Here is a 22,871-nt window from a genome sequence, read left to right on the forward strand (position 1 = left end):
GGACGCGTCGGCGGCCGCTCCGTGAGCGCCGGCCGCGCGTCAGACGGTGAACAGGCGGCCGACCTCCTCCAGTTCGCGTACGAGGTCGAAGCGGGGGTCGCGGTAGTGCCGGGCGCCGAAGCCGGTGCGGCTGACGGTCCACCTCAGTTCGCGTGCCCACCTGTCCTGGTCGGCGCACAGTGCCAGGTCGGCCATCGTCATCCGGCTTCTGATCAGCGATAACCAGGCGGCACCGGGGGGATTCATGGAGCCCTCCTTTCGGACGGGTGCCAAGTGGAGATCTCGTCGTTCTCCGAATTCGTCGTACGGAGGGCGCGGCCCCTTCGCGGGAACGGCCCATCGGGTGATCGCTGTTCAGCAGACGCGAGCGCCGGCGACGCCGGCCGGATGTCGAAATCCCACTGGCCCGGATGCCTCCCGTTGTCACGCGCATCCGAAGCGGCCGGCGCCCCTCGCCGGGCGCGTGCCCCGGATGGGGAATCGGGTCTCGGAGTATTTCGCCGGCGACCGCCGGCGCCCCCACAATCCGGAAGACCCTTCCCGTATCGATCGTGGCTCAGGACGCATTCCCCTGCAATACTTGACGAAAAGAATTCCGCAAGAATCTTGTGCGCATGCGCTGCAAATCACGGTGCAACTTGCACGAGCGGGCGTTGTAATCTTCGGACAGGGCGCTCCTCACCCGTGCGCCCGATCCGCCGGGACGCGCCCACCATCCGCGCGTCCACCGGAACACCGGAATACCGGACTTACCGGACTTACCGGATGAAGGAGGTCGGCAGGGGATGCCCGAGCACGGCAGTCCCACCGTCCGCCGACGGCGCCTGGGGCAGGAACTACGCCGGTTGCGTGAGCGCGCCGATCTGACGGGCGACCAGGTCGCCGCCCGGCTCGGCTGGTCGGCAGCGAAGATCAGCAGAATAGAGACGGCGCGGACCTCGCCAAGAACGGCCGACGTTGAAGCGCTACTCGTGATCTACATGGTAGATTCCGGCCAACGCCAAGAGCTTCTCGCCCTGCACCGGGACGCGACCCGGAAGGGCTGGTGGGAGGATTACCGCGACTCCCTGCCCAAGGAATACACGACGTTCCTTGGCCTGGAGGCCGAAGCCACGACGGCACGCGACTGGGAACCCCAGGTGGTGCCGGGCCTGTTCCAGACAGAGGCCTACGTCCGAGCCATGATGGAGAGCGGACAGCGGAGCACCCTTGAGGCGCCGGGCAACGTCCGCAGCCGGATCGAGGTCCGGATGGCGCGCCAGCAGGCGGTTCTCAGGGCGGAGAGCCCGCTGGCCATCTCGGCCGTCCTGGAGGAGTCGGTCCTGCTGCGCCGGTTCGGTGACCACGAGGTGATGCGGGAACAGCTCAGGCGGCTGGTCGAGGTGTCGGAACTGCCGAACGTCGAGTTGCGGATCCTTCCGCTCGACGCGGACCACCCGATCAACACCGGGGCGTTCTGCCACCTCAAGCTGCCGGAGTTCCACGACGTGGTGTATTTGGAAGCGCTTCTGGGCGGGCGTCTGGTCGAGGACGAGACGATCGTCTACCGGTACGAGGTGGCATTCGACTATCTGGAGACGAAGGCCCTCGACGTGGACGAATCCCGCCGGTTCTTGGAGAAAACTGTCCGTCACTGGCGATAGCCAGCTCTAGACCGCCCCGGAGACCCGCGCGACATGATTTCCGGGGGGAGAAAAACATTGTCCATGAACTCGATTGACCTGTCCGGTGCCGCCTGGTGGAAGAGCAGCCGGAGCTCTAACAACTGCCAGTGCGTCGAAGTCGCCGTTCTCCCCGACGGCCATGTGGGTGTTCGCGACAGCAAGAACCAGGACGGTCCCGCCCTCGTCTTCACCTCCGCGGAATGGGACGCGTTCATCGGCGGCGTGAAGGACGGCGAGTTCGACCTTTAGTCCTCGGGCCTGGCCGGCCATCTCGGCGGCCAGGCTTGCCTTTCCCGGCGCTGCTCTCACGCGTAACGCGAAGGCGTTCGACCTCGTCGGGAGGGGCGGATACGCGCATACGGCCCGCGCCGGGAAGGCGCGAGCCGTACGCGAGGGGAAGGGGGTCAGGCGACGCCGAGCCCCTGGGCGACGCGCTGGCCGAGGTCCTTGTGGACGTTGGTCCAGTACTCGACCACGCGCTTCTTCATGTCGGCGGTGACCTCGGGAGCCGAGGCGTGGCCGACGATGTTGCCCACCATGTGGTCGCGGTCGACGTCCGAGAGCACGTTCTCCCACAGCGCGCGCGGCTGGACGAAGTCGTCGTCGTCGCGGTGCCTGACGTAGGCGCTCCGGATGATCTCACCGGCGATCTGGTAGTTCTCGCCCCGGTAGAGCGAGGGGTCGGCGGCCGGGCCGCCGAAGGAGTTCGGCGCGTACAGCGGGTCGCTCGGGCTGGCGAACGCCATCGCGCCGTCCTTGTTGTAGCTGTGGACGGGCGACTTGGGACGGTTCACCGGGAGCTGCAGGTAGTTGGCGCCGATGCGGTAGCGGTGGGTGTCCGGGTAGGAGAACAGCCGGCCCTGGAGCATCTTGTCCGGGGACGCGGCGATGCCCGGCACCAGGTTGGCGGGTTCGAAAGCGGCCTGCTCGATCTCCGCGAAGTAGTTCTCCGGGTTGCGGTTCAGCACGAACCGGCCGATCGTGATCTCCGGGTAGTCGGAGTGCGGCCAGACCTTGGTCAGGTCGAACGGGTTGAACCGGTAGTCCGCCGCGTCCTCGAACGGCATGATCTGGACGTTGACCTTCCACGCCGGGTGGTCGCCGTTTTTGATCGCCGTGTGGAGGTCGCGGATGTGGAAGTCCGGGTCCTCCGCCGTCAGCGCCTTGGCCTCGGCGTCGGTGAAGTTCTCGATGCCCTGCTCGGTCTTGAAGTGGTACTTGACCCAGAACTTCTCGCCCGCGGCGTTGTACCAGAGGAAGGTGTGCGAGCCGAAGCCGTGCATGTGCCGCCAGGTGCGCGGCGTGCCCCGGTCGGTCATGAGGAACGACACCTGGTGGGCCGACTCGGGCGACAGCGTCCAGAAGTCCCACTGCATGTTGTGGTCGTGCAGGTGGTTGTCGGCGCGGCGCTTCTGGGTGTGGATGAAGTCGGAGAACTTCGAGGGGTCGCGGATGAAGAAGATCGGTGTGTTGTTGCCGACGAGGTCGTAGTTGCCGTCCTCGGTGTAGAACTTGAGCGCGAAGCCGCGGGGGTCGCGCGCCGTGTCGGCGCTGCCCAGCTCGCCGGCCACCGTGGAGAACCGCAGGAGCAGCTCGGTCTCCCTGCCCTTCTGGAACAGCGTGGCCTTGGTGTACTGGCTGACGTCCTCGGTGATCTTCAGCACGCCGTACGCGCCGCCGCCCTTGGCGTGCACCACGCGCTCGGGGACCCGCTCCCGGTTGAAGTGGGCCATCTTCTGGATCAGGTAGTGGTCCTGCAGCAGCAGAGGGCCGTTGGGGCCGACGGACAGCGAGAACTCGTCACTGGGGGCCGGGATCCCGGCGTCATCGGTGGTGATGGGCCTGTCGGTCATGGGGCTGTCCTCCGGGGTCGCTTTCATCGGGGCCATTCGAGAACGGCCACTTCTGTTGCGGTCACTTCTGCTGCGGTCATTTCGGCAACGGAAAGCAGGGACACGAGAGCTCAGACGTGAGCGGAGTCGGGCCGGGCGTCGCCGGCCTCGGCCCGGCACGGCGGGCACAGACCCCAGTAGATGACATCCGCCTCGTCCACCAGGTAACCGGCGTCCGACGCCGGCTCCAGGCACGGCGCGTGCCCCACCGCGCAGTCGACGTCCCTGACTCGTCCGCATTGGCGGCAGACGAGGTGGTGGTGGTTGTCGCCCACCCGCGCCTCGTACCGCGTCGGGCTGCCCGCGGGCTCGATGCGGCGGAGCAGTCCGCCGCGCTGCAACGCGTTCAGCGAGTCGTAGACGGCTTGCAGGGACACCTGCCCGACGCGTGCGCACACACCGCGATGGATGGCGTCCACGTCGAGGTGGTCGCCGTCGCTCACGGTCTGCATGATCGCCAGCCGGGCGGCGGTCACCCGCAGTCCGGCCTCGCGAAGGCGCCCGGCATCGTCCACAGCCCCCACGCTAGCAGCAAAGTTGAATGATTCAAGTAAAGGAAGTATCCCAGTTACTTGCCCCACGATCTCCCATGGGTTCCCCGGATGCCGGCGGAAGATGGCATGCTCAGGTGCCGTGAGACGTCAGCCCCTCGCCCTGTCCCTGCTCGCACTCCTCGCGGCTCCCCTCCTCGTCGCGGGATGCAGCCCGGCCGAGAGCGAGCCCGTCCCCGAAGCGCCGCAACCGGAGACGGAGACCTCCACGCCATCTCCCAAACCGCCGCAGCGGCGGCCCTTCACCATCTCCTTCGCCGGCGACGTGCACTTCGAGGGGGTCCTGCGCAACCGGCTCAACGCCGACCCGCGTACGGCGCTCGGCCCGATCGCGGCCGTCCTGCGCAGGTCCAACCTCACGGCGCTCAACCTCGAGACGGCCATCACCACCGGCGGCACGCCCGCACCGGGCAAGCAGTTCACCTTCCGGGCCCCGGCCACGGCGTTCACCGCGCTCAAGGCCGCCGGGGTGGACGTCGTCACGATGGCCAACAACCACGGCATGGACTACATGGAGAGCGGCCTGGCCGACACGCTCAAGGCGATCAAGTCCTCGAAGTTCCCCGTCATCGGCATCGGCGCGAACGAGACCGAGGCATACCGGCCCTACCGCAGGACGGTCAACGGCAACCGGGTGTCGATCATCGGCGCCACCCAGGTGCTCGACTCGCAGTTCATCCAGTCCTGGACGGCCGCCGGCGACAAGGGCGGGCTCGCCTCCGCCAAGAACGAGCCCCGCCTCATCCGGGCCGTACGGCAGGCCCGCAAGAACTCCGACACCGTCATCGTGTTCCTGCACTGGGGCACGGAGCTGGTCAAGTGCCCGACGCCGGTGCAGCGGAGCCTGGCGGACAAGCTCGTGGCCGCGGGGGCCGACGTGATCGTGGGCAGCCACGCGCACATCCTGCTGGGCGGCGGCTACTCCGGTCAGGCGTACGTGCAGTACGGCCTCGGCAACTTCGCCTTCTACAACTGGGGCCCGGACACCGGGGCGACCGGCGTGCTCACTTTGACGATCAACGGCAGGAAGGTGCTCAAGGACCAGTGGACCCCTGCCCGGATCAACGGCGGCGTGCCGATTCCCGCGACGGGCGGCGCCAAGCAGCAGGCACTCGGCGCCTACCGCGCGCTGCGCGGCTGCACCGGTCTGTCGGCGGCGCCTGCCGACTCCTGACGGCTGAGTCACCGGATTCTTGCCGCATTTCAGACGACTGGCCGATTAGCGCTGACCGTCGCGCGTGAAACAGGCAAGATGGGTGGGTGTCCAGCCGGTTCGTGAGGGAAGCAGGCGGTCCCGCCGTCGCCGTCGAGCACTGTGTCGTCGAGCACTGTGACGTCGTCGAGCAACGGAGCCGTGAGGGTGGTGAGGGGATGTCGCCGCGCTCGTCGCATCCCGATGAGCCGCTGCGGCGGCGTCCTTCGCAGCGTCGCAGTGCCCGCAGAGTGGAGCGGATGCTCGACGCCTGCGCCGAGTTGCTCGACGAGGGCGGGTACGACGCGCTGACGACCACCAGGGTGGCCGAGCGGGCCGGGGTGGCCATCGGTTCGGTCTACCAGTTCTTCCCCGACAAGCGGGCGCTCAGCCAGGCCCTGACCCGGCGCAACGTCGAGTCGTTCGTGGCGCGGGTCGGGCGCCGGTTCATGGTCGAGGACTACGCCGGCTGGTGGGAGGCCGTCGACGCCGTCATCGACGAGTACGTCGAGATGCACCGCAGCGTGCCCGGATTCCGCTCGCTGCACTTCGGCGAGGTCTTCGATCTCGGCCTCCTCGACTCCGTGGCCGACAACAACACCGTGATCGCCGGGCGGCTCCGCGCGCTTCTCCTCGCCGAATTCGGACTGGCGGACAGTGAAGAATTGGACCGTGCCATTCCCGTCGCCGTGGAGGCAGGGGACGCGGTGCTGAAGCTCGCCTTCCGGCACGACCCGAACGGCGACCCGGGAATCGTGGCCGAAGCCAAGCAACTGGTCCGCGGATACCTGTCCCGCCAGCTCGCCTCCGCCGTCTCGCGACGCGGGTGACGCGGCAGGTGACGCGGGTGACGCCACGCGCGGGCGCGGCGCCGCCCGGCTCGGGGACTCAGTCGCGGGAATGGCGCGGCTCGGCCGGTGCCTGGGGGCCGGGTACGCCGCGGGGGACGTCGATCGAGGGCCACAGTCCCGGCGAGCCGCCCTGCACGTAGGCGGTGTTCTGCCACGACCTGGTGTGGGTGCGCGGCGGTATCGTCAGCTCCCGCTGGTCGTCCTCGTCCGTCTGGCTCGGCCCCTTCTCCGTCTTGTCGGTACGGCACCCCAGCGCCGCCGCGGGCTCCATCCTGAGTTCCATCATCTGCAGCTTGGCCTGCAGCCGGGCCAGCTCGGCGCGGGCATGGTCGAGCGCCTCGTACTGCGCCGTGACGAAGCCGGCGAAACCCGGGACCACGGCGGCGAGCACCGTTGTGGAGGCGAGAGTCAGTATCACCCGCTTGGACATGCTGTAGCGCTCCTCGCCGAGCTTCGATTGGCACAGGCAGGGTGCGATATGCCCGACTATCTGCCGAGAAAAGCGCATAGTAGCCAAACGTGTACTAATTGTTGCTTCGGCAATGCCTGATGTTGCCCTGCGAAAACAGGCCGGGATCGGTAGCCTCGGCACTGTGGCACATGTGACAAATGAGCAGGTGGATCGACTGCTCGAACAGGCCCTGCTGCTCGATGACCACGGTGCCCTCGCCCGCCGCCTCGACGCGCTGGCCCAGGGGTACGAGTCCGGAGAGATGTCGAGGGCGGCGATCCTCGTGCTCGCCGCGGAGGAGTGGCGCCAGGCCGGTCAGCCCGCCACCGCCCTCGACCGCTACCAGAGCGCCATGGAGGACGGCGGGGAGGTGCCGGTGGACCCGCGTGCCGGGATCGCCGACACGCTGTTCGAGCTCGACCGGCCGGAGGAGGCCAGAGCCGTCATCGCCGTGATCCGGGCGGGTGGCTGTAGCCCGGCCACCGCGCTGACCGTGGCCGAGACGCTCGTGGCGTACGGCGACCTCGACGCGGCGCACGAGTGGGCCACCGACGGGATCCGGGCCTGTGGGGGCGCGGGATCGGGCATTCGCGACTCCCTGCTGCGCACCCGCTACCGCATCCGGGTCGACCTCGGCCTGCCCGAGGACGACCTCGACGCCCTCCTCGACGTCTCCCGCTGAGCCCCTCGGCACCATGCGAAAAGGGGCCGTGAACCACGGCCCCTCGAGTCTCGCTGTCTTGGGTCTCGCTGTCTTCGGTATTCCGGCGGGTCGGTGCCGGGTGGGAGCCGCGTGGGGGCGGGGCGGCGCGGCTCAGCGCGGCCGGTGTGCGCCCCTCCGGCAGGTGCTCGTCTCCCGTCCCGGCGAACTCGTTCCTCGTACGGCCCGGCCGTCGAACCCGGGCCGCCGGCCGCCGTCTTCGCACGCCCGTCCGGGACGTACGGCGGGTTAGGGCAGGAGCTTCTTGCCGGTCGCGGCGGCCAGGTCGGTCACCGCGCGTGTGCCCGTCGCCTTGGTGAGGGCGGCCGGTGCGGTGATGTCGCCGTTCTGCCGGGCCGCGGCCGCCTTGGGGTACTCGCGCGGCTGCATCCGCGGCACGTGCCGGCCGTCCGCCGCGTCGGGCCGCACGACCGGAGCGGTCCCCTGCGCGCCGTCGTGCCGTTGCCGCCTGTCCTTGGCGCCCTTCTTGCGCTCGCCCTCCGGCAGGGAGGCGTTGCGCGTGCCGGCCACCGGCCGGCCGGTCTGACCCGCCTGGTTCGCGGCCTGCGCCGGCGGTACGAGCCCTGGCTTGTGGGGATGGTGTGCCTTGCGGTGGCGGCGGTCCCGCGCCGGGAAGGTCTGCGTGCTCTGCTCCTGGCCCGAGGCGGCGCTCTGCGAACTGTTGCTGGTGGAGACGCCCTCGGGCGCCGGAGCGCCCTGCGTGCCCTGGTTCTGCGCTCCTGGCTTCTGCGCTCCCGGCTTACGTGCCTCCGGCCTGTGCGGCGAGGTGTTCTGCGCCCCCTGGTTCTGCGCCCCCTGGTTCTGCGCCCCCGGGTTCTGCGGCAGCGTGCCGCGGGCCGAGTCGCCGCGGGACGCGGCGCCCGCCGGGTCGCCCTCCGGCTTCGGATGCCGGTGGCCCTTCTTCGGATGCCCCTGCGTGACGGGGTGCTCCCGCTCGTGGGCGGCCGGCGCGGTCCGCAGCGCCTGGGGCGCGCAGGCGTTCGCGGCGCTCGGCCTGGCCGGTGCGACGGCGAGGAGGGGCACGGTGCTCCTGGCCGGGAACAGGGTCTTGGCGTCCGCAGCGGGGACGGCAGGCGCGGCCTTGGCCGCCGCGGGGGCCGCGCCGGTCATCGCACCCGGCAGCGTACGGGGACCCGGCACGGCCGGCAGAGTACGGGGGCCGGGCACGGCCGGCAGCGCCGCCGGGACGGGCCGCGTGGTCGTCGCGGGACCGGTAGGCAGGGAGTTGCGCCCCTGACCGGCGGCCGCTCCGGCAGCGTCGGCGATGCTCAGCACGCCGGCCGCCGGAGCGAGGGAGGTCAGCCCGCCCGTGACGTCACGGCCTGGGACGTCACGGTCCGTGACATCGCGGCCTGTGACGTCGCGGCTTTGAGTCCGGCAGGCGTCGGCCAGCGCGCCGTCCTTCGCCATCGCCGCGCCCCCGGTCAGCCAGCTCACTCCGGCCGTGACCGCCGCAAGCGCGACGCACCGCCCTCGAATACTTCGTGATGTCCTGGACATCCACGTCCCCCTGATCGCGTACGGTAGTCCGACGAACGCCGAACGTAGCAGCGAGGGAGAAGGGCGGGGCGCGCTTGCCCCAATGGTGGGGAAGACCTTACCGAACGGGCCGGATCGTCAGCGTGTCTCCTGCCTCGTCGAAGTCGACGATTACCTCGTCGCCGTCCCGGATGGTCCCCGACAGCAGCTCCTTGGCGAGCCGGTCGCCGATCGCCGACTGGATCAGACGGCGCAGCGGACGCGCACCGTACAACGGGTCGTAGCCGGTCAGCGCGAGCCAGTCGCGGGCCGCGGGCGTGACGGTCAGCGTGAGCCGCCGGTCGGACAGGCGCCGGGCGAGCCGGGTGACCTGCAGGTCCACGATCTGCGACAGCTCCTCGGTGCCCAGCGCGTCGAACACGATGATGTCGTCGAGCCGGTTGAGGAACTCGGGCTTGAACGAGGCCCGCACCGCGTTCATCACGGCGTCGCGCTTGGCATGGTTCTCCATCGTGGGATCCACGAGGAACTGCGAGCCGATGTTCGAGGTGAGAATCAGGATCGTGTTGCGGAAGTCGACCGTCCGGCCCTGCCCGTCGGTGAGCCGGCCGTCGTCGAGCACCTGGAGCAGGATGTCGAAGACCTCCGGGTGGGCCTTCTCGATCTCGTCGAGCAGCACCACGGTGTAGGGCCTGCGCCGCACGGCCTCGGTGAGCTGGCCGCCCTCCTCGTAGCCGACGTATCCGGGCGGCGCGCCGACCAGGCGGGCCACGCTGTGCTTCTCGCCGTACTCGCTCATGTCGATGCGGGTCATGGCCCGCTCGTCGTCGAACAGGAACTCGGCGAGCGCCTTGGCCAGCTCGGTCTTGCCGACGCCGGTGGGGCCGAGGAACAGGAACGAGCCGGTCGGCCGGTCGGGGTCGGAGATGCCGGCCCGGGCCCGCCGTACGGCGTCGGAGACGGCCTGGACCGCCTCGCTCTGGCCGATCAGGCGCCTGCCCAGTTCGTCCTCCATCCGCAGCAGCTTGGCGGTCTCGCCCTCCAGCAGCCGTCCCGCGGGAATGCCGGTCCACGAGGAGATGACCTCGGCGATGTCGTCGGGGCCGACCTCCTCCTTCACCATGGGCTCGGCCTCGGCCTCCGCCGTCTCGGCGGCCTTGGTGGCCTCCGCGAGCTCCTTCTCCAGACGCGGGACGTCGCCGTACATGAGCCGGGACGCGGCCTCGAAGTCGCCGTCGCGCTGGGCCCGCTCGGCCGCGCCGCGCGCCTCGTCGAGCTGCTTCTTCAGCTCGCCGACCTTGTTGAGACCGGCCTTCTCCCGCTCCCACCGGCTGACCAGGGCGTTGAGGTCCTCCTGCCGGTTGGCCAGTTCCTCGCGGAGCTTCTCCAGGCGCTGGCGGCTGGCCTCGTCGGTCTCCTTGGCGAGCGCGAGCTCCTCCATCTTGAGGCGGTCCACGCTCCGCTGGAGCTGGTCGATCTCCACCGGCCGCGAGTCGATCTCCATGCGCAGCCGCGACATCGACTCGTCCACCAGGTCGATCGCCTTGTCGGGAAGGAACCGCGCCGTGATGTACCGGTCGGAGAGCGTGGCGGCGGCGACCAGGGCGCTGTCGGAGATCTGCACCTGGTGATGCGCCTCGTAGCGGCCCTTGAGCCCGCGCAGGATCGCGATCGTGTCCTCGACCGTCGGCTCGCCCACGTAGACCTGCTGGAACCGCCGCTCCAGGGCCGGGTCCTTCTCGATGCGCTCGCGGTACTCGTCGAGCGTGGTGGCGCCGATCATGCGCAACTCGCCGCGGGCCAGCATGGGCTTGAGCATGTTGCCGGCGTCCATCGCGCCCTCGGCGGCGCCCGCGCCGACCATCGTGTGCAGCTCGTCGATGAACGTCACGACCTGGCCGTTGCTCTCCTTGATCTCGTTGAGCACGGCCTTGAGGCGTTCCTCGAACTCGCCGCGATACTTCGCGCCCGCGACCATCGCGCCGAGGTCGAGCGCGACCAGGCGCTTGTTGCGCAGGCTCTCGGGCACGTCGCCGGCGACGATCCGCTGGGCGAGGCCCTCGACCACGGCGGTCTTGCCGACACCGGGCTCGCCGATCAGCACGGGGTTGTTCTTGGTGCGGCGCGACAGCACCTGGATGACCCGGCGGATCTCGCTGTCGCGGCCGATCACCGGGTCGAGCTTGCCGGACCGCGCCCGCTCGGTGAGGTCGACGCCGTACTTCTCCAGCGCCTGGAAGGTGTCTTCGGGGGTCTCGCTGGTCACCCTGGCGTGCCCGCGGACCTTCTCGAACGCCTCGAGCAGCGCGTCGGGGGTGGCGCCCGTGGCCTTCAGCAGATCGGCGACCGGCCCGCCGTCGGTGGCGAGCCCGACCAGCAGGTGCTCGGTCGAGACGTACTCGTCCTCGAGTTGCTTGGCCCGCTGGGCGGCGGTGTTGATCACGCTGTGCAGCTGACGGGAGCTGGACGGCGCGCTCACGGTGGAGCCCTGCGCCTTGGGCAGCCGGTCGAGCAGCTCCTCCGCCTGGGTGCGCAGCCGCCGGGGGTCCGCCCCCACGGCCTGCAGCAGCGACCCGGCGATGCCGCCGTTCTGCGCCAGCAGGGTCGTCAGCAGGTGGGCGGGCGCGACCTCGGGGTTGCCGTCCGCCGCGGCGCGCCGGACGGCCGCGGACAGGGCCTCCTGGCTCTTCTGCGTGAACTTGTAGTCCATATGTGAATGCCTCGATTCGCCGGTCAGGCAGGTGGCAGTTCGTAGCGGACCAGTGCCCGCAACATCGTGAGCTCACCCCTGAGCCGGGTGACCTCCTCGCGCAGGCGCATGTTCTCGGTTTCGAGTTCGAGGATGCGCTTGATTCCGGCGAGGTTGATGCCGTGCTCCTGGGAGAGCCGCTGGACCTCGCGCAGGAGCACGATGTCCCTTGTCGAGTACAGCCGCCCCCGCCCGGCCGTACGACCGGGGCTGACGAGCCCGAGCCGGTCGTACTGGCGGAGCGTCTGCGGGTGCAGCCCGGACAGCTGGGCGGCTACGGAGATCACATAAACAGGTGTGTCGTCGGAGATGTCGAAAAACCTGGCATCCATCGGCTCACTCGCTTCTGGCCTGCTTGATGAGCTCTTCGCGAAGGTCCGGGCCCTCCGTGGCGTTCCTGAACTCCTCGAGGGCCGCGCGAGCCTTGTCGTCGAGGTTCTGGGGCACCGCGACCTGCACGGTGACCAGCAGGTCGCCCTTCGTGCCGTCCTTGCGGGAGGCCCCCCTGCCGCGCACGCGGAACGTCCGCCCGTTGGGCGTCCCCTCGGGAATGCGCAGGGTCACCGGCATCCCCCGGAGGGTCGGCACCTTGATCTCGGCGCCGAGCGCGGCCTCGGGGAAGGTGACGGGGACCGTGACGGTCAGGTTCTCCCCGCTGCGCCCGAACACGGGGTGCGGCTTGACGTGGACCAGCACGTAGAGGTCGCCGGCCGGGCCGCCGTTCTCACCGGGCGCGCCCTTGCCCTTGATCCTGATGCGCTGGCCGTCGCCGACCCCCGCCGGGATGCGGGCCTGAATCGTACGGGTGCTCTTGCCGCGCCCGCTGCCGTCGCAGACGGGGCAGGGGTCGTCGACGACCAGGCCCCGGCCGCGGCAGTCGCGGCACGGCTCGGAGAAGGCGAAGTTGCCGAGGTTGCGGCTGGCCGCCCCGGTTCCCTCGCAGGTCGGGCAGACCCGTGGCGTGGTGCCCGCCTTCGCCCCCGTGCCGCCACAGGCGGTGCAGGCGGCCGAACTGGTGAGCCGGAGTGACACGGTCGTGCCGTCGACCGCCTCGCCGAAGGCGAGCGTCACCTCCGATTCGACGTCCTGGCCGCGCCGGGGCCGGGCATTGGTCGTGCGCGTGCCCGTGCCCGCGCCGCCCCGGTTGAACAGCCCCCCGAACAGGTCCCCGATCCGCTCGCCCGACCCCGAGCCGCCGAACAGGTCGCCGAGGTCGAAGTTGAAGCCGCCCCCGGCACCGCGCGGTCCGCCCGCCCCCGCGAAGCCGCCCACACCCGATCCGAACAGGGTGCGCGCCTCGTCGTACTCCTTGCGCCGCTTGACGTCGGACAGCACGTCGTACGCCTCGGAGACCGCCTTGAACTTCTCCTCGGCCTCCTTGTTCCCCGGGTTGGCGTCGGGGTGGTACTGCCGGGCGAGCTTGCGGTACGCCTTCTTGATCTCCTCGGCGCTCGCGGTCTTGGGCACACCAAGGACGGCGTAGTAGTCCTTTTCCAAGTAGTCCTTGGTGCTCATCTATCGCTTCCTTCGCACGAAAGGGGGAGTCAATCAGTGGTCCCGCGGGCGATCCCGCGGCTGTCGTCGCGGGTGCCCTCGCGGGTCTCTCCCGATCTTCGCCGATCGGGAGAGACCTCCGCGGTTTCAGTTCTCGTCCGGCCCGCCGGACTCACCGGAGCCGGCCGCCGTCTCCTCCGGCGCCGCCTCCTCGCTCGGCTCGGCGACGGCCACGCGGGCGGCCCGCAGGATCCGGTCGTTGACCCGGTAGCCCGGCTGGAGGATCTCGACGCACGTCGGCTCGCTCACCTCCGCCGAGTAGCTGTGCATCAGCGCCTCGTGCACGGTCGGGTCGAAGGGGTCGCCCTTCGCGCCGTACGCGGTCAGGCCCAGCTTGCCGAGAGTCGCCTCCAGCGATTCGCTCACCTTCGCGAAGCCGCCGGTCAGCTCGCCGTGGTCGCGTGCGCGACCGATGTCGTCGAGCACCGGCAGCAATTCGGTGAGCACGCTCGCGACGGCCTGCTCCTTGACGGCGATCCGGTCGCGATCGACCCGCTTGCGGTAGTTGCTGTACTCCGCCTGGAGCCGCTGGAGGTCGGCGGTGCGCTCGGCGAGCAGGTCCCTGGCGGACCCCTCGGCGGGCGCCGTCGCCGTCTCCGTCCCCTGGTCCCCGGGGGCCGCCTCGGCGTCCCCGGCGGAGTCGCGGGCCTTGCCGGTCTCCGGGTCGATCTTGCGGTTGTCGCGGATCACCGGCTCCTCCTGGGCGCCGTTCTCACGCGGGCTCACTTGCGGCCGCCCTCCCGCTCGTCGTCGACGATCTCCGCCTCGACCACGTCCTCGTCGGCCTTCGCCTGGGCGCCCTCCGCGCCCGCGCCCGCGCCGGCCGCGGCGCCCTCGGCGCCGGCCTGCGACTGGGCGTAGATGGCCGAGCCCATCTTCTGGCTGACGGTCGCGAGCTTCTCGGCGGCGGTGCGGATGGCGGGGACGTCGGTGCCCTCCAGCGCCTTCTTCAGCTCGGCGAGCGAGTCGTTGACCTCGGTCTTGACGTCGGCCGGGACCTTCTCGTCGTTCTCGCGGAGGAACTTCTCCGTCTGGTAGGCCAGGGCGTCCGCGTTGTTGCGGACCTCGGCCTCCTCGCGGCGCTGCTTGTCCTCCTCGGCGTAGGAATCCGCCTCGCGCATCATGCGCTCGATGTCGTCCTTGCCCAGAGCCGAGCCGCCGGTGATGGTCATCGACTGCTCCTTGCCCGTGCCGAGGTCCTTCGCCGACACGTTCACGATGCCGTTGGCGTCGATGTCGAAGGTGACCTCGATCTGCGGGATGCCGCGCGGGGCCGGGGCGATGCCGGTCAGCTCGAAGGTGGCCAGCTTCTTGTTGTACGCCGCGATCTCACGCTCGCCCTGGTAGACCTGGATCTGCACCGACGGCTGGTTGTCCTCAGCCGTGGTGAAGACCTCCGAGCGCTTGGTCGGGATCGTCGTGTTGCGCTCGATGATCTTGGTGAAGATCCCGCCCTTGGTCTCGATGCCGAGGCTCAGCGGGGTGACGTCGAGCAGCAGGACGTCCTTGACCTCGCCCTTGAGGACGCCGGCCTGGAGCGCGGCGCCGATGGCGACGACCTCGTCCGGGTTCACGCCCTTGTTGGGCTCCTTGCCGCCGGTCAGCTCCTTGACCAGGTCGGACACGGCCGGCATGCGGGTGGAGCCGCCGACCATGACCACGTGGGCGATGTCGGCGACCTTGATCCCCGCGTCCTTGATGACCTGGTTGAACGGGCCCTTGCAGCGCTCGAGCAGGTCGGCGGTGATCCGCTGGAACTCCGCCCGGGTGAGCTTCTCCTCCAGGTGCAGCGGGCCCTCGGAGGAGGCGGTGATGTAGGGCAGGTTGATCGTGGTCTCGGTCTGGGCCGACAGCTCGATCTTGGCCTTCTCGGCCGCCTCGCGCAGGCGCTGGAGGGCCATCTTGTCCTTGGACAGGTCCACGCCGTGCGCGTTCTTGAAGCGGGTCACCAGCTCGTCGACGACCCTCTGGTCCCAGTCGTCGCCGCCCAGGTGGTTGTCACCGCTGGTGGCCTTGACCTCGACGAACCCGTGCCCGTCCTCCTGGCCGACGTCGAGCAGGGACACGTCGAAGGTGCCGCCGCCGAGGTCGAAGACCAGGATGGTCTGGTCCTTATCCTTGTCCAGGCCGTAGGCCAGGGCCGCGGAGGTGGGCTCGTTGATGATGCGCAGCACGTTGAGGCCCGCGATCTGGCCGGCCTCCTTGGTGGCCTGCCGCTGGGCGTCGTTGAAGTACGCCGGGACGGTGATCACCGCGTCGGTGATCTTCTCGCCCAGGTACGCCTCCGCGTCCTGCTTGAGCTTCTGCAGGACGAACGCGCTGATCTGCTGGGGCGTGAACTTCTTGCCGTCGATCTCGATCGACCAGTTCGTGCCCATGTGGCGCTTGACCGAGCGGATGGTCCTGTCGACGTTCGTCACCGCCTGCCGCTTGGCGACCTCGCCGACGAGAACCTCCCCGTTCTTCGCGAACGCGACCACGGACGGCGTGGTCCGCGAGCCCTGGGCGTTCGCGATGACCGTGGGCTCGCCGCCCTCGAGGATCGAGACGACGGAGTTGGTCGTCCCCAGGTCGATACCTACCGCACGTGCCATGAGTACGTCCTTGTAGTCAAAGTTGAGTCGGTCAGACTCAAATACTGGGCCCCCGGTCGGGGTTCTGTCAAACAGCTTGAGTCTATGAGGCTCAACCCTGGGACGCGCGGATTTCTTCCCATCATCGCGAACGCAGCGCGAGGCGTCCGCGCTGCTTCGCGGCAGGCGGCGCTCAGGTTGCCCGTCGCCAGGCCTATTTGGCGCCGTCCACGACCTTCCGGCCGTCGAGGGGTGCCTTGAGCTGCACCTTCGTGGTCTTGAGTATCGCGATCGCGATGCACATGGCGTCGGGCGAGCGCCGGTCCTGCCCCTCGTACAGCGTCACGGTGACCTCGCGCGCCGTCTCGGTCACCTCGACGTGGTCGAGCACGTTGCAGGGCTCCACGCCCGACCACCACACCACGTCGAGGGACCGGCCGTCGGCGGCGGGAGTGGCGCTCTCCCACGGCACCTTGCGCGGGTTCAGGGTGGGCCCTGCCGGGGTCACGGGAGAGGGGGCGCCGCTCGGGGCGCCGGACGGCGAGGCGGGCGCGGGCGAGCCGTGGCCGGCCTCGGCACCGGTGGGGGAACCGTCCGGCTGTTCGGGTGAGGCCGAGGTGGAGGAGGTCCCCCCGCAGGCGACCGCCAGGAACAGGAGGGCCACGAGCCAGAGCTTTCTCATGCCCCTTACACGGCTGTAAAGAGCCTCCGGTTCACCCGCCGTCATCGCCCCGGGCATCGCCCGAGGCGCCCTCACAACGCGTCCCGGCGGCGCGTCAGCACGCGGGTGACGCTCCCGTCGTCTTCGGCGATGTCCCGGACGTGCTCGAAGCCGATCCTGTCCAGCACGGCCAGCGAGGCGGTGTTCGGCGCCGCCACGGTGGCGTAAACCTCCGTGAGCCCCAGGACGTCGAAGCCGTAGGCGACGATCGCCCCGGCCAGTTCTCTCCCCAGGCCCGATCCCCACGTGTCGGGGGCCAGCGCGTAGATGATCTCGTAGCCTTCCGCCACGTCCGTCGGCTTGATCTCGGCGTGCCCGGCGAAGCGGCCGTTCCGGCGAACGGCCCAGACGTCGAACGACTCCTGGGCATAGACCTTTGTGAAGATCCGTCCGAACAGGGCGCGGTACTCCGCCTCGGCGGCGGGGCCGTCGCCCATCCACTGCGAAACCCTCCGGTCCTGGAACAGGGTGACGAAGTCTTCCTCGTCTTCGGGGGTGTACGGCTCCAGCAGCAGGCGCTCGGTACGCAGAGTCGGGGTCATAGGGCGCGAAGTTACCCATGTGCTGCTCTTCCGGACAATTCACTTTCGCCAGTGGCAGGGAATGCGGTCCTCAACCGGCCGCCATTGACGCGCCGTCCCGCCGGGGGCTAATTTCAACGCATGATGAATTTATCGGATCCCGCGATCGCCGTACGGGATCTGCGGGTGTCCAGGGGCGGGGTGGAGGTCCTGCACGGCCTCACCTTCGAAGTGCCCCGGGGGCAGGTCACCGGCCTGCTCGGGCCGAGTGGCTGCGGCAAGACGACGCTCATGCGGGCGATCGTGGGCGTCCAGATCGTCGGCGGCGGCGAGGTACGCGTGCTCGGCGAGCCGGCCGGAAGCGCGGGCCTGCGGCGCAGGATCGGCTACTCCACCCAGAGCCCGGCCGTCTACCGGGACCTGACCGTGCTGGAGAACCTGCGCTACTTCGCGGCCGTGCTCGGCGCCCCGAAGGACGACCCCGAGCGGGTCCTGACGGAGGTCGGGCTCGCCGGCGCCGCCCACCAGCTCGGGTCCACGCTCTCGGGCGGCCAGCTGGGCCGGGCCGGGCTCGCCGTCGCGCTGCTCGGCCGTCCGCAACTGCTCGTGCTCGACGAGCCGACGGTCGGGCTCGACCCCGTGCTGAGGCAGGAGCTGTGGACGCTCTTCCACCGCCTGGCCGGGGGCGGCACCACGATCCTGGTCTCCAGCCATGTCATGGACGAGGCCGCGCGGTGCGAGCGGCTGATCGTGCTGCGCCAGGGGGAGATCCTCGCCGACGACACCCCCGGCGGACTGCGCGCGCACACGCGAACGACGGACCTGGAGGAGGCGTTCCTGCGCCTGATCGAGGAGAGGGCGGCGGCATGAACGTCGCGATCACCCTCGCCACGGCACGGCGGATCACGACGCAGCTCCGCCACGACAGGCGCACGGTCGCGCTGATGGTGCTCGTGCCGACGCTGGTGATGATCCTGCTCTACTACGTGATGGACGATGAGCGGGCGTTCGGCCGCTGGGCGCCGATCCTGCTGTGCGTCTTCCCCTTCCTGGTGATGTTCCTCATCACCTCGATCGCCACCCTGCGCGAGCGCACGTCGGGCACGCTGGAGCGGCTCATGGCGATGCCGCTCGGCCGGCTCGACCTCCTCCTCGGGTACGGCCTCGCGTTCGGGCTGGCGGCGTGCGCCCAGGTGGCGCTGGCGCTGGCCGTCTCCCTCACCTGGCTGGGCCTGGACCTGCCGGGCGCCCTGTGGCCGCTGGTGCTCGTCGCGCTGCTCAACGCCCTGCTCGGCACCGCGCTTGGCCTGCTGTGCAGCGCGTTCGCCCGTACGGAGTTCCAGGCCGTGCAGTTCATGCCGATCGTCATGCTCCCCCAGATCCTGCTCGGGGGGATCCTCGTGCCGCGCGGGCAGATGGCGACCGTGCTCGAATGGATCTCCAACGTGCTGCCCATGTCGTACGCGATCGAGGCGATGGCGCACGCGGTCGCGGACGCCGATCCGGGCGGCGAGTTCTGGCGCGACGTCCTGGTGGTGGCGGGGTCGGCCGTGCTCGCCCTCCTGCTCGGCGCCGCCACGCTGCGCCGCCGGACCCCCTGAGCGCGGGCGGAGGGGTCGGCGGTCGGCGAGTTCGGCTCCGTCCCGCGAGGTCGGTAAGCTGCGTGGAGATCCCGGCGAAGCCCAGAAGAGGTGCAGGAATGATCGCGATTCTCGGGACCGGAAAGATGGGCGAGGCCCTGCTCTCCGGGCTGGTACGCGCCGGTCTGCGACCCGAGGAGATCGTGGCGACGGCCCGCAGGCCCGAGCGGGCCGATGCGCTGCGCGAGCGGTACGGCGTGCGGGTCGCGGGCAACGCCGAAGCCGCCAAGCTGGCCGAGACGCTGATCCTCGCGGTCAAGCCGCAGGACATGGACGCGCTGCTGACCGAGATCGCCCCGCACGTGGCCGCCGACCGGCTGGTGATCTCGGTGGCCGCCGGCATCACGACCGCGTTCGTGGAGGAGAGGCTCGGCGACGGCGTCGCGGTCGTGCGGGTCATGTCCAACACGCCCGTCCTGGTGGACGAGGCCATGAGCGTCATCTCGGCCGGGGCCCACGCCTCCGAGGAGCACCTCAAGCGCACCGAGGCGCTGCTCAGCCCGGTGGGCAAGGTGCTGCGCATCCCCGAGAAGCAGCAGGACGCGGCCACCGCGCTGTCCGGCAGCGGCCCGGCGTACTTCTTCTACCTGGTCGAGGCCATGGTCGACGCCGGGATCCTGCTGGGCATGCCGCGCGCCGCCGCTCTCGACATGGTCACCCAGTCGATCGTCGGCGCCGCGATCATGCTGCGCGACTCCGGGGAGCACCCGGTGATCCTGCGCGAGGCCGTGACCTCGCCCGGAGGCACCACGATCGCCGCCATCGCCGAACTGGAGCGCCACAAGGTGCGGGCCGCGTTCCTCGACGCGATCGAGGCCGCCTGCGAGCGCAGCCGCCGTCTCGCCGCCGGCTGACATACCGGGTTTCGCGCCGGATCGGCATCTCCGGGACGGATGTTGACCATCGCTTTACGATTGGCCGGTGATGTCCCGTGGCGGGATCATCCCGCTTCTCGCCGTCCTGCTCGCCGCCGGGTGCTCGTCGCCGGAACCCCGGAGAACCCAGGTGGCGATGGTCACCAGGACCACCGTCAGCGAGGTCGTCGAGGCCCCGGCGACGGTGGGCGCGCGTGCGACGGCCACTCTGACCGCCCCAGCCCCGGGCACGGTCGCCCGCCTGTACGTCCAGGACGGCGACACGGTGAAGAAGGGCCAGATCCTCGCCAGGATCAGCTCTCCCCAGGCCAGGCAGCAGCTTTCCGCCGCCCGGAAGGCCGACCGGCAGGCCTCCCGTCCGGTCTCCTTCGGCGGCGCGGGCGGCGCTCCGGCGAGCGTACGGCTGCCGCGCCTGCGACTGCCGGCCTCGCTCGACGCCCACGTCTCCCAGTCCTTCGCCCGGGCGAGGAAGGCCGCCAGGTCGATCGGCGACCGCACGACCCGGGCCCGGCTGCTGGCCGCCATCGACGCCGCCGAGCAGCGTCAGCGAGCCCAGCGCCGGGCGCTGGGTGAGGTGCTCGACGGGCTCACCCGATCGATCGACCAGAGCCTGTCGCAGGTGAGCGGCCAGGTCAGCGCGGGGATGAGCGGGCTGAGCGCGTCGATGGCGTCGCTGCGGGCGGCGTCGAGGTCCCAGACCAGGGCGGCCGTGCGCGCGGCCGAGCAGACCGTGGACGCCCTGGTCGTCAGGGCCCCCTTCGGCGGGGTGGTCACGCTCGGCGGCGCGTCCTCCGCCGGGAGCGCGGCCGGCCTCGGCGCGCTGGTCTCGCAACTGCCGGCCGGGCTGGCGGGCCAGGCGGGAGCCGCGGCGGCCGCTCCCGCGGGCCGTTCCGGCGGGACGATCGCCACCGGCGTCCCGGTGGCCGCCGGAGACCCGATCGCCACGGTGACCGACGTGTCCGTGCTCACGTTGTCCGCCGACGTCGACGAGACCGACGTGCTGCTGGTCCGCGAGGGCACGCGGGCCGAGGCCGAGTTCGACGCGGTGACCGGCGCGACGTACACCGCCACCGTGACGGGCGTCGGGGTCACGCCCAAGGAGGGCGCGACGGGCGGCGTCAGCTATCCCGTACGGCTGCGCCTGGGCCGGGGCTCCTACGACGACGGCGGCGCGGCCCCCGCGCCCAAGCCGGGGATGAGCGCGGTCGTGCGGCTGGCCGTACGCCGGTCGGAGAACGCCACGGCCGTGCCCGCGTCGGCGATCGTGACGAGCGGCCGGGAGACGATCGTGTGGGCGGTGCGCGGCGGCAGGGCGGAACGGCGGGTCGTACGGCTGGGCGCGCAGGGCGACGCGGTCGTGGAGATCCTGAGCGGGGTGTCTCCGGGCGAGCAGGTGGTGGTCAGGGGCGCCGACGCCGTACGCCCCGGCCAGTCCCTGTCGTGAGCCGCGACGACGGCGCGGGAGCGCCGGCGTTCGAGGCGATCGGCCTCACCCGCTCCTACCGGCTGGACGGAGGAGTGCTGGTCGACGCGCTGCGCGGAGTGGACCTGCGCATCGGGCAGGGGGAGTTCGCGGCGATCGTGGGCCCGTCGGGGTCGGGCAAGTCGACACTCATGCACCTGCTCGGCTGCCTCGACCGGCCGACCTCGGGCACGTTGCGGGTGGACGGAGTCGACGTGGCGACGCTCGACGACGCCGGGCTGGCCGGCCTGCGCAACCGCACGATCGGCTTCGTGTTCCAGTCCTTCCACCTGCTGGCCCGCACGTCCGCCCTCGACAACGTGGCGCTGCCGCTGGTCTACCGGGGCGTGCCCAGGGCCGAGCGCAGGGAGCGGGCCCGGGCGGCGCTGGAGGCGGTCGGGCTCGGTCACCGGCTCACGCACCGGCCGTCCCAGATGTCCGGTGGCGAGCAGCAGCGGGTGGCGCTCGCCCGCGCGCTGGTGGGCGACCCACGGGTGGTGCTCGCCGACGAGCCGACCGGCAACCTCGACACCCGCAACGGCGAGGAGGTGATGGGCCTGCTCGAACGGCTCAACGAGGGCGGCGTGGCCGTCGTCCTCGTCACCCACGACGCCGAGGTCGCCGCCCGGGCCCGCCGTCAGATCCGCGTACGGGACGGCAGGGTGGAGATGGACACAGCGGAGGCGGACGAGCAGGCGGACGCGGTGGAGACGGACACATGAGAACCGCTGAGGCGCTGCGGATGGCGGTGGAGGCACTGCGGGTCAACCGGCTGCGCAGCATGCTGACCATGCTCGGCGTGATCATCGGCGTGCTCTCGGTCGTGATCCTCGTCGCCGTCGGCACCGGGGCAAAGAACGCCGTCGAAAGCGAGATCGCGGGGCTGGGCAGCAACATCATCCTCGTGGTCCCCGGACAGGTGGGGCTGGGCGCGGCCCCCACCCAGAGCCGTCTCGACCTGGCGGACGTCGCGTACGTGCGGCGCGTGGTCGGCGACCCGTCCAAGGTGACAGTGGCGGTGAACTCCGGCGAGCCGGTCCGGGTGGGGCGCGTGGAGGTGTTCGCCACGCTCACCGGGACCGACGAGAACATGCCGCACGTGTTCGACCGCCCGCTGCGCCGGGGCCGCTACCTCACCGAGACCGACGTGGACACGCGGCGGCGGGTGGCGATCCTCGGCGCGGAGGTCGCGGCCAAGCTGTTCGGCGACGTCGACCCGATCGGCCGCCAGGTCACGATCGCCGGGGTGCGGTTCCGGGTGATCGGCGTCTACGAGACCGTCGGGTCGACGTTCGGGGTGGCGCGGGACCAGGAGGTGCACCTGCCGGTCACCACCGCCCAGCGGCTGATCGGACTGCCGAGGATCAACGGCATCGCCGTCGGCGCCTCCGGCCCGGACGAGATCGAACCGCTGCGGCAGCGGGTCGTGGCCGCCCTGGACGCCCGCTACCCGGGTGAGAAGTTCTCGGCCGTCACGCAGACGCAGCTTCTCGGCACGATCGGCACGGTCCTCGGCATGCTGACCGGCGTGCTGGCGGCCATCGCGGGGATCTCGCTGCTGGTCGGCGGCGTCGGCGTGTCCAACATCATGCTGGTCAGCGTCAGAGAGCGGACCAAGGAGATCGGCCTGCGCAAGGCGCTCGGCGCCCGCGGCCGCGACATCCTCGGTCAGTTCCTGATCGAGGCCGTGCTGCTGACCACGATCGGCGGCGTGATCGGCATCCTGACCGGCGTCGGCGGAGCGCTGCTGATCCGGACGGTCTCGCCGGTGCCCGCGTCGATCACTTGGTGGTCGATCGCGCTCGCCTTCGGGGTTTCCGCGGCCGTGGGCGTCTTCTTCGGCGTGGCCCCCGCCCGGCGCGCGGCCAGGCTCGACCCCGTCGTCGCCCTCCGCGCCGACTGATGCCGGCTGATGCCGAATGATGCCGAATGATGCCGGCTGGCACGGACTGGCGTCGTCACGGCCCGCGACGCC

General features: G+C 70.7%; 23 protein-coding genes. 11 read left to right on the forward strand and 12 right to left on the reverse strand.

Going from position 1 to position 22,871, the window contains the following annotated elements; translation table 11 throughout:
* Window positions 1–39: 39 nt before the first annotated feature.
* Window positions 40–246 (reverse strand): hypothetical protein, encoded by a 207-nt coding sequence (locus tag HHX30_RS07670; protein ID WP_169980885.1) that lies wholly within the window; start codon window positions 244–246, stop codon window positions 40–42.
* 539 nt (window positions 247–785) lie between these two features.
* On the opposite strand from HHX30_RS07670, the gene HHX30_RS07675 reads away from it, so the two are divergent.
* Together HHX30_RS07675 and HHX30_RS07680 are read left to right on the forward strand one after the other, a co-directional pair.
* Window positions 786–1,643, forward strand: coding sequence for a helix-turn-helix transcriptional regulator (locus HHX30_RS07675; RefSeq protein WP_169980887.1), 858 nt, complete (start codon window positions 786–788; stop codon window positions 1,641–1,643).
* A gap of 63 nt (window positions 1,644–1,706) precedes the next feature.
* Window positions 1,707–1,913: a DUF397 domain-containing protein gene (locus HHX30_RS07680; RefSeq protein ID WP_030506801.1), complete on the forward strand. Its 207-nt coding sequence runs from the start codon at window positions 1,707–1,709 to the stop codon at window positions 1,911–1,913.
* Window positions 1,914–2,068: 155 nt separating this feature from the next.
* Here HHX30_RS07680 and HHX30_RS07685 read toward each other — a convergent pair whose 3' ends face one another.
* Window positions 2,069–3,517, reverse strand: coding sequence for a catalase (locus HHX30_RS07685; RefSeq protein WP_169980889.1), 1,449 nt, complete (start codon window positions 3,515–3,517; stop codon window positions 2,069–2,071).
* Window positions 3,518–3,627: 110 nt separating this feature from the next.
* The gene (locus HHX30_RS07690; protein WP_169980891.1) at window positions 3,628–4,071 is read right to left on the reverse strand and encodes a Fur family transcriptional regulator; all 444 of its coding nucleotides are present in this window, start codon (window positions 4,069–4,071) and stop codon (window positions 3,628–3,630) included.
* Between the two features lie 118 nt (window positions 4,072–4,189).
* Between HHX30_RS07690 and HHX30_RS07695 the strand changes: the two genes are divergently transcribed.
* Window positions 4,190–5,281 carry a CapA family protein gene (locus HHX30_RS07695; RefSeq protein WP_311922204.1) on the forward strand — a complete coding sequence of 364 codons (1,092 nt, stop codon included), beginning with the start codon at window positions 4,190–4,192 and terminating at the stop codon, window positions 5,279–5,281.
* Between the two features lie 197 nt (window positions 5,282–5,478).
* On the forward strand, window positions 5,479–6,129 hold the full coding sequence (locus HHX30_RS07700; protein WP_169981498.1) for a TetR family transcriptional regulator: 651 nt from the start codon (window positions 5,479–5,481) through the stop codon (window positions 6,127–6,129).
* Window positions 6,130–6,187: 58 nt separating this feature from the next.
* Here HHX30_RS07700 and HHX30_RS07705 read toward each other — a convergent pair whose 3' ends face one another.
* Window positions 6,188–6,580: a hypothetical protein gene (locus HHX30_RS07705; protein ID WP_169980895.1), complete on the reverse strand. Its 393-nt coding sequence runs from the start codon at window positions 6,578–6,580 to the stop codon at window positions 6,188–6,190.
* Window positions 6,581–6,743: 163 nt separating this feature from the next.
* On the opposite strand from HHX30_RS07705, the gene HHX30_RS07710 reads away from it, so the two are divergent.
* A complete protein-coding gene (locus HHX30_RS07710; protein ID WP_311922205.1) occupies window positions 6,744–7,283 on the forward strand; it encodes a hypothetical protein in 540 nt (179 codons plus the stop codon).
* A 267-nt stretch (window positions 7,284–7,550) separates the two neighbouring features.
* On the opposite strand, the gene HHX30_RS07715 is transcribed toward HHX30_RS07710, so the two are convergent.
* The 8 genes from HHX30_RS07715 to HHX30_RS07750 form a co-directional block, all read right to left on the reverse strand.
* Window positions 7,551–8,759, reverse strand: a complete 1,209-nt coding sequence (locus HHX30_RS07715; protein WP_211591740.1) for a hypothetical protein — start codon at window positions 8,757–8,759, stop codon at window positions 7,551–7,553.
* Between the two features lie 160 nt (window positions 8,760–8,919).
* The gene (gene clpB / locus HHX30_RS07720) at window positions 8,920–11,511 is read right to left on the reverse strand and encodes an ATP-dependent chaperone ClpB (RefSeq protein WP_169980898.1); all 2,592 of its coding nucleotides are present in this window, start codon (window positions 11,509–11,511) and stop codon (window positions 8,920–8,922) included.
* Window positions 11,512–11,534: 23 nt separating this feature from the next.
* Window positions 11,535–11,882 carry a heat shock protein transcriptional repressor HspR gene (locus HHX30_RS07725; protein WP_142563365.1) on the reverse strand — a complete coding sequence of 116 codons (348 nt, stop codon included), beginning with the start codon at window positions 11,880–11,882 and terminating at the stop codon, window positions 11,535–11,537.
* A 4-nt stretch (window positions 11,883–11,886) separates the two neighbouring features.
* Complete coding sequence (dnaJ, locus tag HHX30_RS07730) at window positions 11,887–13,065, reverse strand: molecular chaperone DnaJ (RefSeq protein ID WP_169980900.1); 1,179 nt, start codon at window positions 13,063–13,065, stop codon at window positions 11,887–11,889.
* A gap of 126 nt (window positions 13,066–13,191) precedes the next feature.
* Entirely contained in the window at window positions 13,192–13,830 is a 639-nt protein-coding gene (gene grpE, locus HHX30_RS07735; protein WP_169980901.1) for a nucleotide exchange factor GrpE, read from the reverse strand.
* Complete coding sequence (gene dnaK / locus HHX30_RS07740; RefSeq protein ID WP_169980903.1) at window positions 13,827–15,698, reverse strand: molecular chaperone DnaK; 1,872 nt, start codon at window positions 15,696–15,698, stop codon at window positions 13,827–13,829. Before dnaK ends, grpE begins: the two co-directional genes overlap by 4 nt.
* Before the next feature lie 193 nt (window positions 15,699–15,891).
* On the reverse strand, window positions 15,892–16,359 hold the full coding sequence (locus HHX30_RS07745) for a hypothetical protein (RefSeq protein ID WP_169980905.1): 468 nt from the start codon (window positions 16,357–16,359) through the stop codon (window positions 15,892–15,894).
* A 71-nt stretch (window positions 16,360–16,430) separates the two neighbouring features.
* On the reverse strand, window positions 16,431–16,940 hold the full coding sequence (locus HHX30_RS07750) for a GNAT family N-acetyltransferase (RefSeq protein ID WP_169980907.1): 510 nt from the start codon (window positions 16,938–16,940) through the stop codon (window positions 16,431–16,433).
* 120 nt (window positions 16,941–17,060) lie between these two features.
* On the opposite strand from HHX30_RS07750, the gene HHX30_RS07755 reads away from it, so the two are divergent.
* From HHX30_RS07755 to HHX30_RS07780, 6 genes are all read left to right on the forward strand, one after another.
* Entirely contained in the window at window positions 17,061–17,789 is a 729-nt protein-coding gene (locus HHX30_RS07755; RefSeq protein ID WP_249349805.1) for an ABC transporter ATP-binding protein, read from the forward strand.
* Window positions 17,786–18,520: an ABC transporter permease gene (locus HHX30_RS07760; protein WP_169980909.1), complete on the forward strand. Its 735-nt coding sequence runs from the start codon at window positions 17,786–17,788 to the stop codon at window positions 18,518–18,520. The genes HHX30_RS07755 and HHX30_RS07760 overlap by 4 nt, the downstream gene beginning before the upstream one ends.
* A gap of 98 nt (window positions 18,521–18,618) precedes the next feature.
* Window positions 18,619–19,413 carry a pyrroline-5-carboxylate reductase gene (gene proC, locus HHX30_RS07765; protein WP_169980911.1) on the forward strand — a complete coding sequence of 265 codons (795 nt, stop codon included), beginning with the start codon at window positions 18,619–18,621 and terminating at the stop codon, window positions 19,411–19,413.
* Window positions 19,414–19,483: 70 nt separating this feature from the next.
* Window positions 19,484–20,878 carry an efflux RND transporter periplasmic adaptor subunit gene (locus HHX30_RS07770; protein WP_249349832.1) on the forward strand — a complete coding sequence of 465 codons (1,395 nt, stop codon included), beginning with the start codon at window positions 19,484–19,486 and terminating at the stop codon, window positions 20,876–20,878.
* On the forward strand, window positions 20,875–21,618 hold the full coding sequence (locus HHX30_RS07775; protein WP_169980915.1) for an ABC transporter ATP-binding protein: 744 nt from the start codon (window positions 20,875–20,877) through the stop codon (window positions 21,616–21,618). Before HHX30_RS07770 ends, HHX30_RS07775 begins: the two co-directional genes overlap by 4 nt.
* Complete coding sequence (locus HHX30_RS07780; RefSeq protein ID WP_169980917.1) at window positions 21,615–22,799, forward strand: ABC transporter permease; 1,185 nt, start codon at window positions 21,615–21,617, stop codon at window positions 22,797–22,799. The genes HHX30_RS07775 and HHX30_RS07780 overlap by 4 nt, the downstream gene beginning before the upstream one ends.
* The last annotated feature ends 72 nt before the right edge of the window (window positions 22,800–22,871 follow it).

The sequence above is a fragment of the Microbispora sp. H10836 genome (assembly GCF_012999525.1).
GTDB lineage: Bacteria > Actinomycetota > Actinomycetes > Streptosporangiales > Streptosporangiaceae > Microbispora.

Coding starts and splice junctions, on each gene's coding strand:
- proC (WP_169980911.1), top strand. CDS start 18,619: ATGATCGCGATTCTCGGGACCGGAAAGATGGGCGAGGCCCTGCTCTCC.
- HHX30_RS07755 (WP_249349805.1), top strand. CDS start 17,061: ATGATGAATTTATCGGATCCCGCGATCGCCGTACGGGATCTGCGGGTG.
- HHX30_RS07745 (WP_169980905.1), bottom strand. CDS start 16,359: ATGAGAAAGCTCTGGCTCGTGGCCCTCCTGTTCCTGGCGGTCGCCTGC.
- dnaJ (WP_169980900.1), bottom strand. CDS start 13,065: ATGAGCACCAAGGACTACTTGGAAAAGGACTACTACGCCGTCCTTGGT.
- HHX30_RS07705 (WP_169980895.1), bottom strand. CDS start 6,580: ATGTCCAAGCGGGTGATACTGACTCTCGCCTCCACAACGGTGCTCGCC.
- HHX30_RS07780 (WP_169980917.1), top strand. CDS start 21,615: ATGAGAACCGCTGAGGCGCTGCGGATGGCGGTGGAGGCACTGCGGGTC.
- HHX30_RS07685 (WP_169980889.1), bottom strand. CDS start 3,517: ATGACCGACAGGCCCATCACCACCGATGACGCCGGGATCCCGGCCCCC.
- dnaK (WP_169980903.1), bottom strand. CDS start 15,698: ATGGCACGTGCGGTAGGTATCGACCTGGGGACGACCAACTCCGTCGTC.
- HHX30_RS07750 (WP_169980907.1), bottom strand. CDS start 16,940: ATGACCCCGACTCTGCGTACCGAGCGCCTGCTGCTGGAGCCGTACACC.
- HHX30_RS07700 (WP_169981498.1), top strand. CDS start 5,479: ATGTCGCCGCGCTCGTCGCATCCCGATGAGCCGCTGCGGCGGCGTCCT.
- HHX30_RS07725 (WP_142563365.1), bottom strand. CDS start 11,882: ATGGATGCCAGGTTTTTCGACATCTCCGACGACACACCTGTTTATGTG.
- HHX30_RS07770 (WP_249349832.1), top strand. CDS start 19,484: ATGTCCCGTGGCGGGATCATCCCGCTTCTCGCCGTCCTGCTCGCCGCC.
- HHX30_RS07675 (WP_169980887.1), top strand. CDS start 786: ATGCCCGAGCACGGCAGTCCCACCGTCCGCCGACGGCGCCTGGGGCAG.
- HHX30_RS07680 (WP_030506801.1), top strand. CDS start 1,707: ATGAACTCGATTGACCTGTCCGGTGCCGCCTGGTGGAAGAGCAGCCGG.
- HHX30_RS07760 (WP_169980909.1), top strand. CDS start 17,786: ATGAACGTCGCGATCACCCTCGCCACGGCACGGCGGATCACGACGCAG.
- clpB (WP_169980898.1), bottom strand. CDS start 11,511: ATGGACTACAAGTTCACGCAGAAGAGCCAGGAGGCCCTGTCCGCGGCC.
- HHX30_RS07670 (WP_169980885.1), bottom strand. CDS start 246: ATGAATCCCCCCGGTGCCGCCTGGTTATCGCTGATCAGAAGCCGGATG.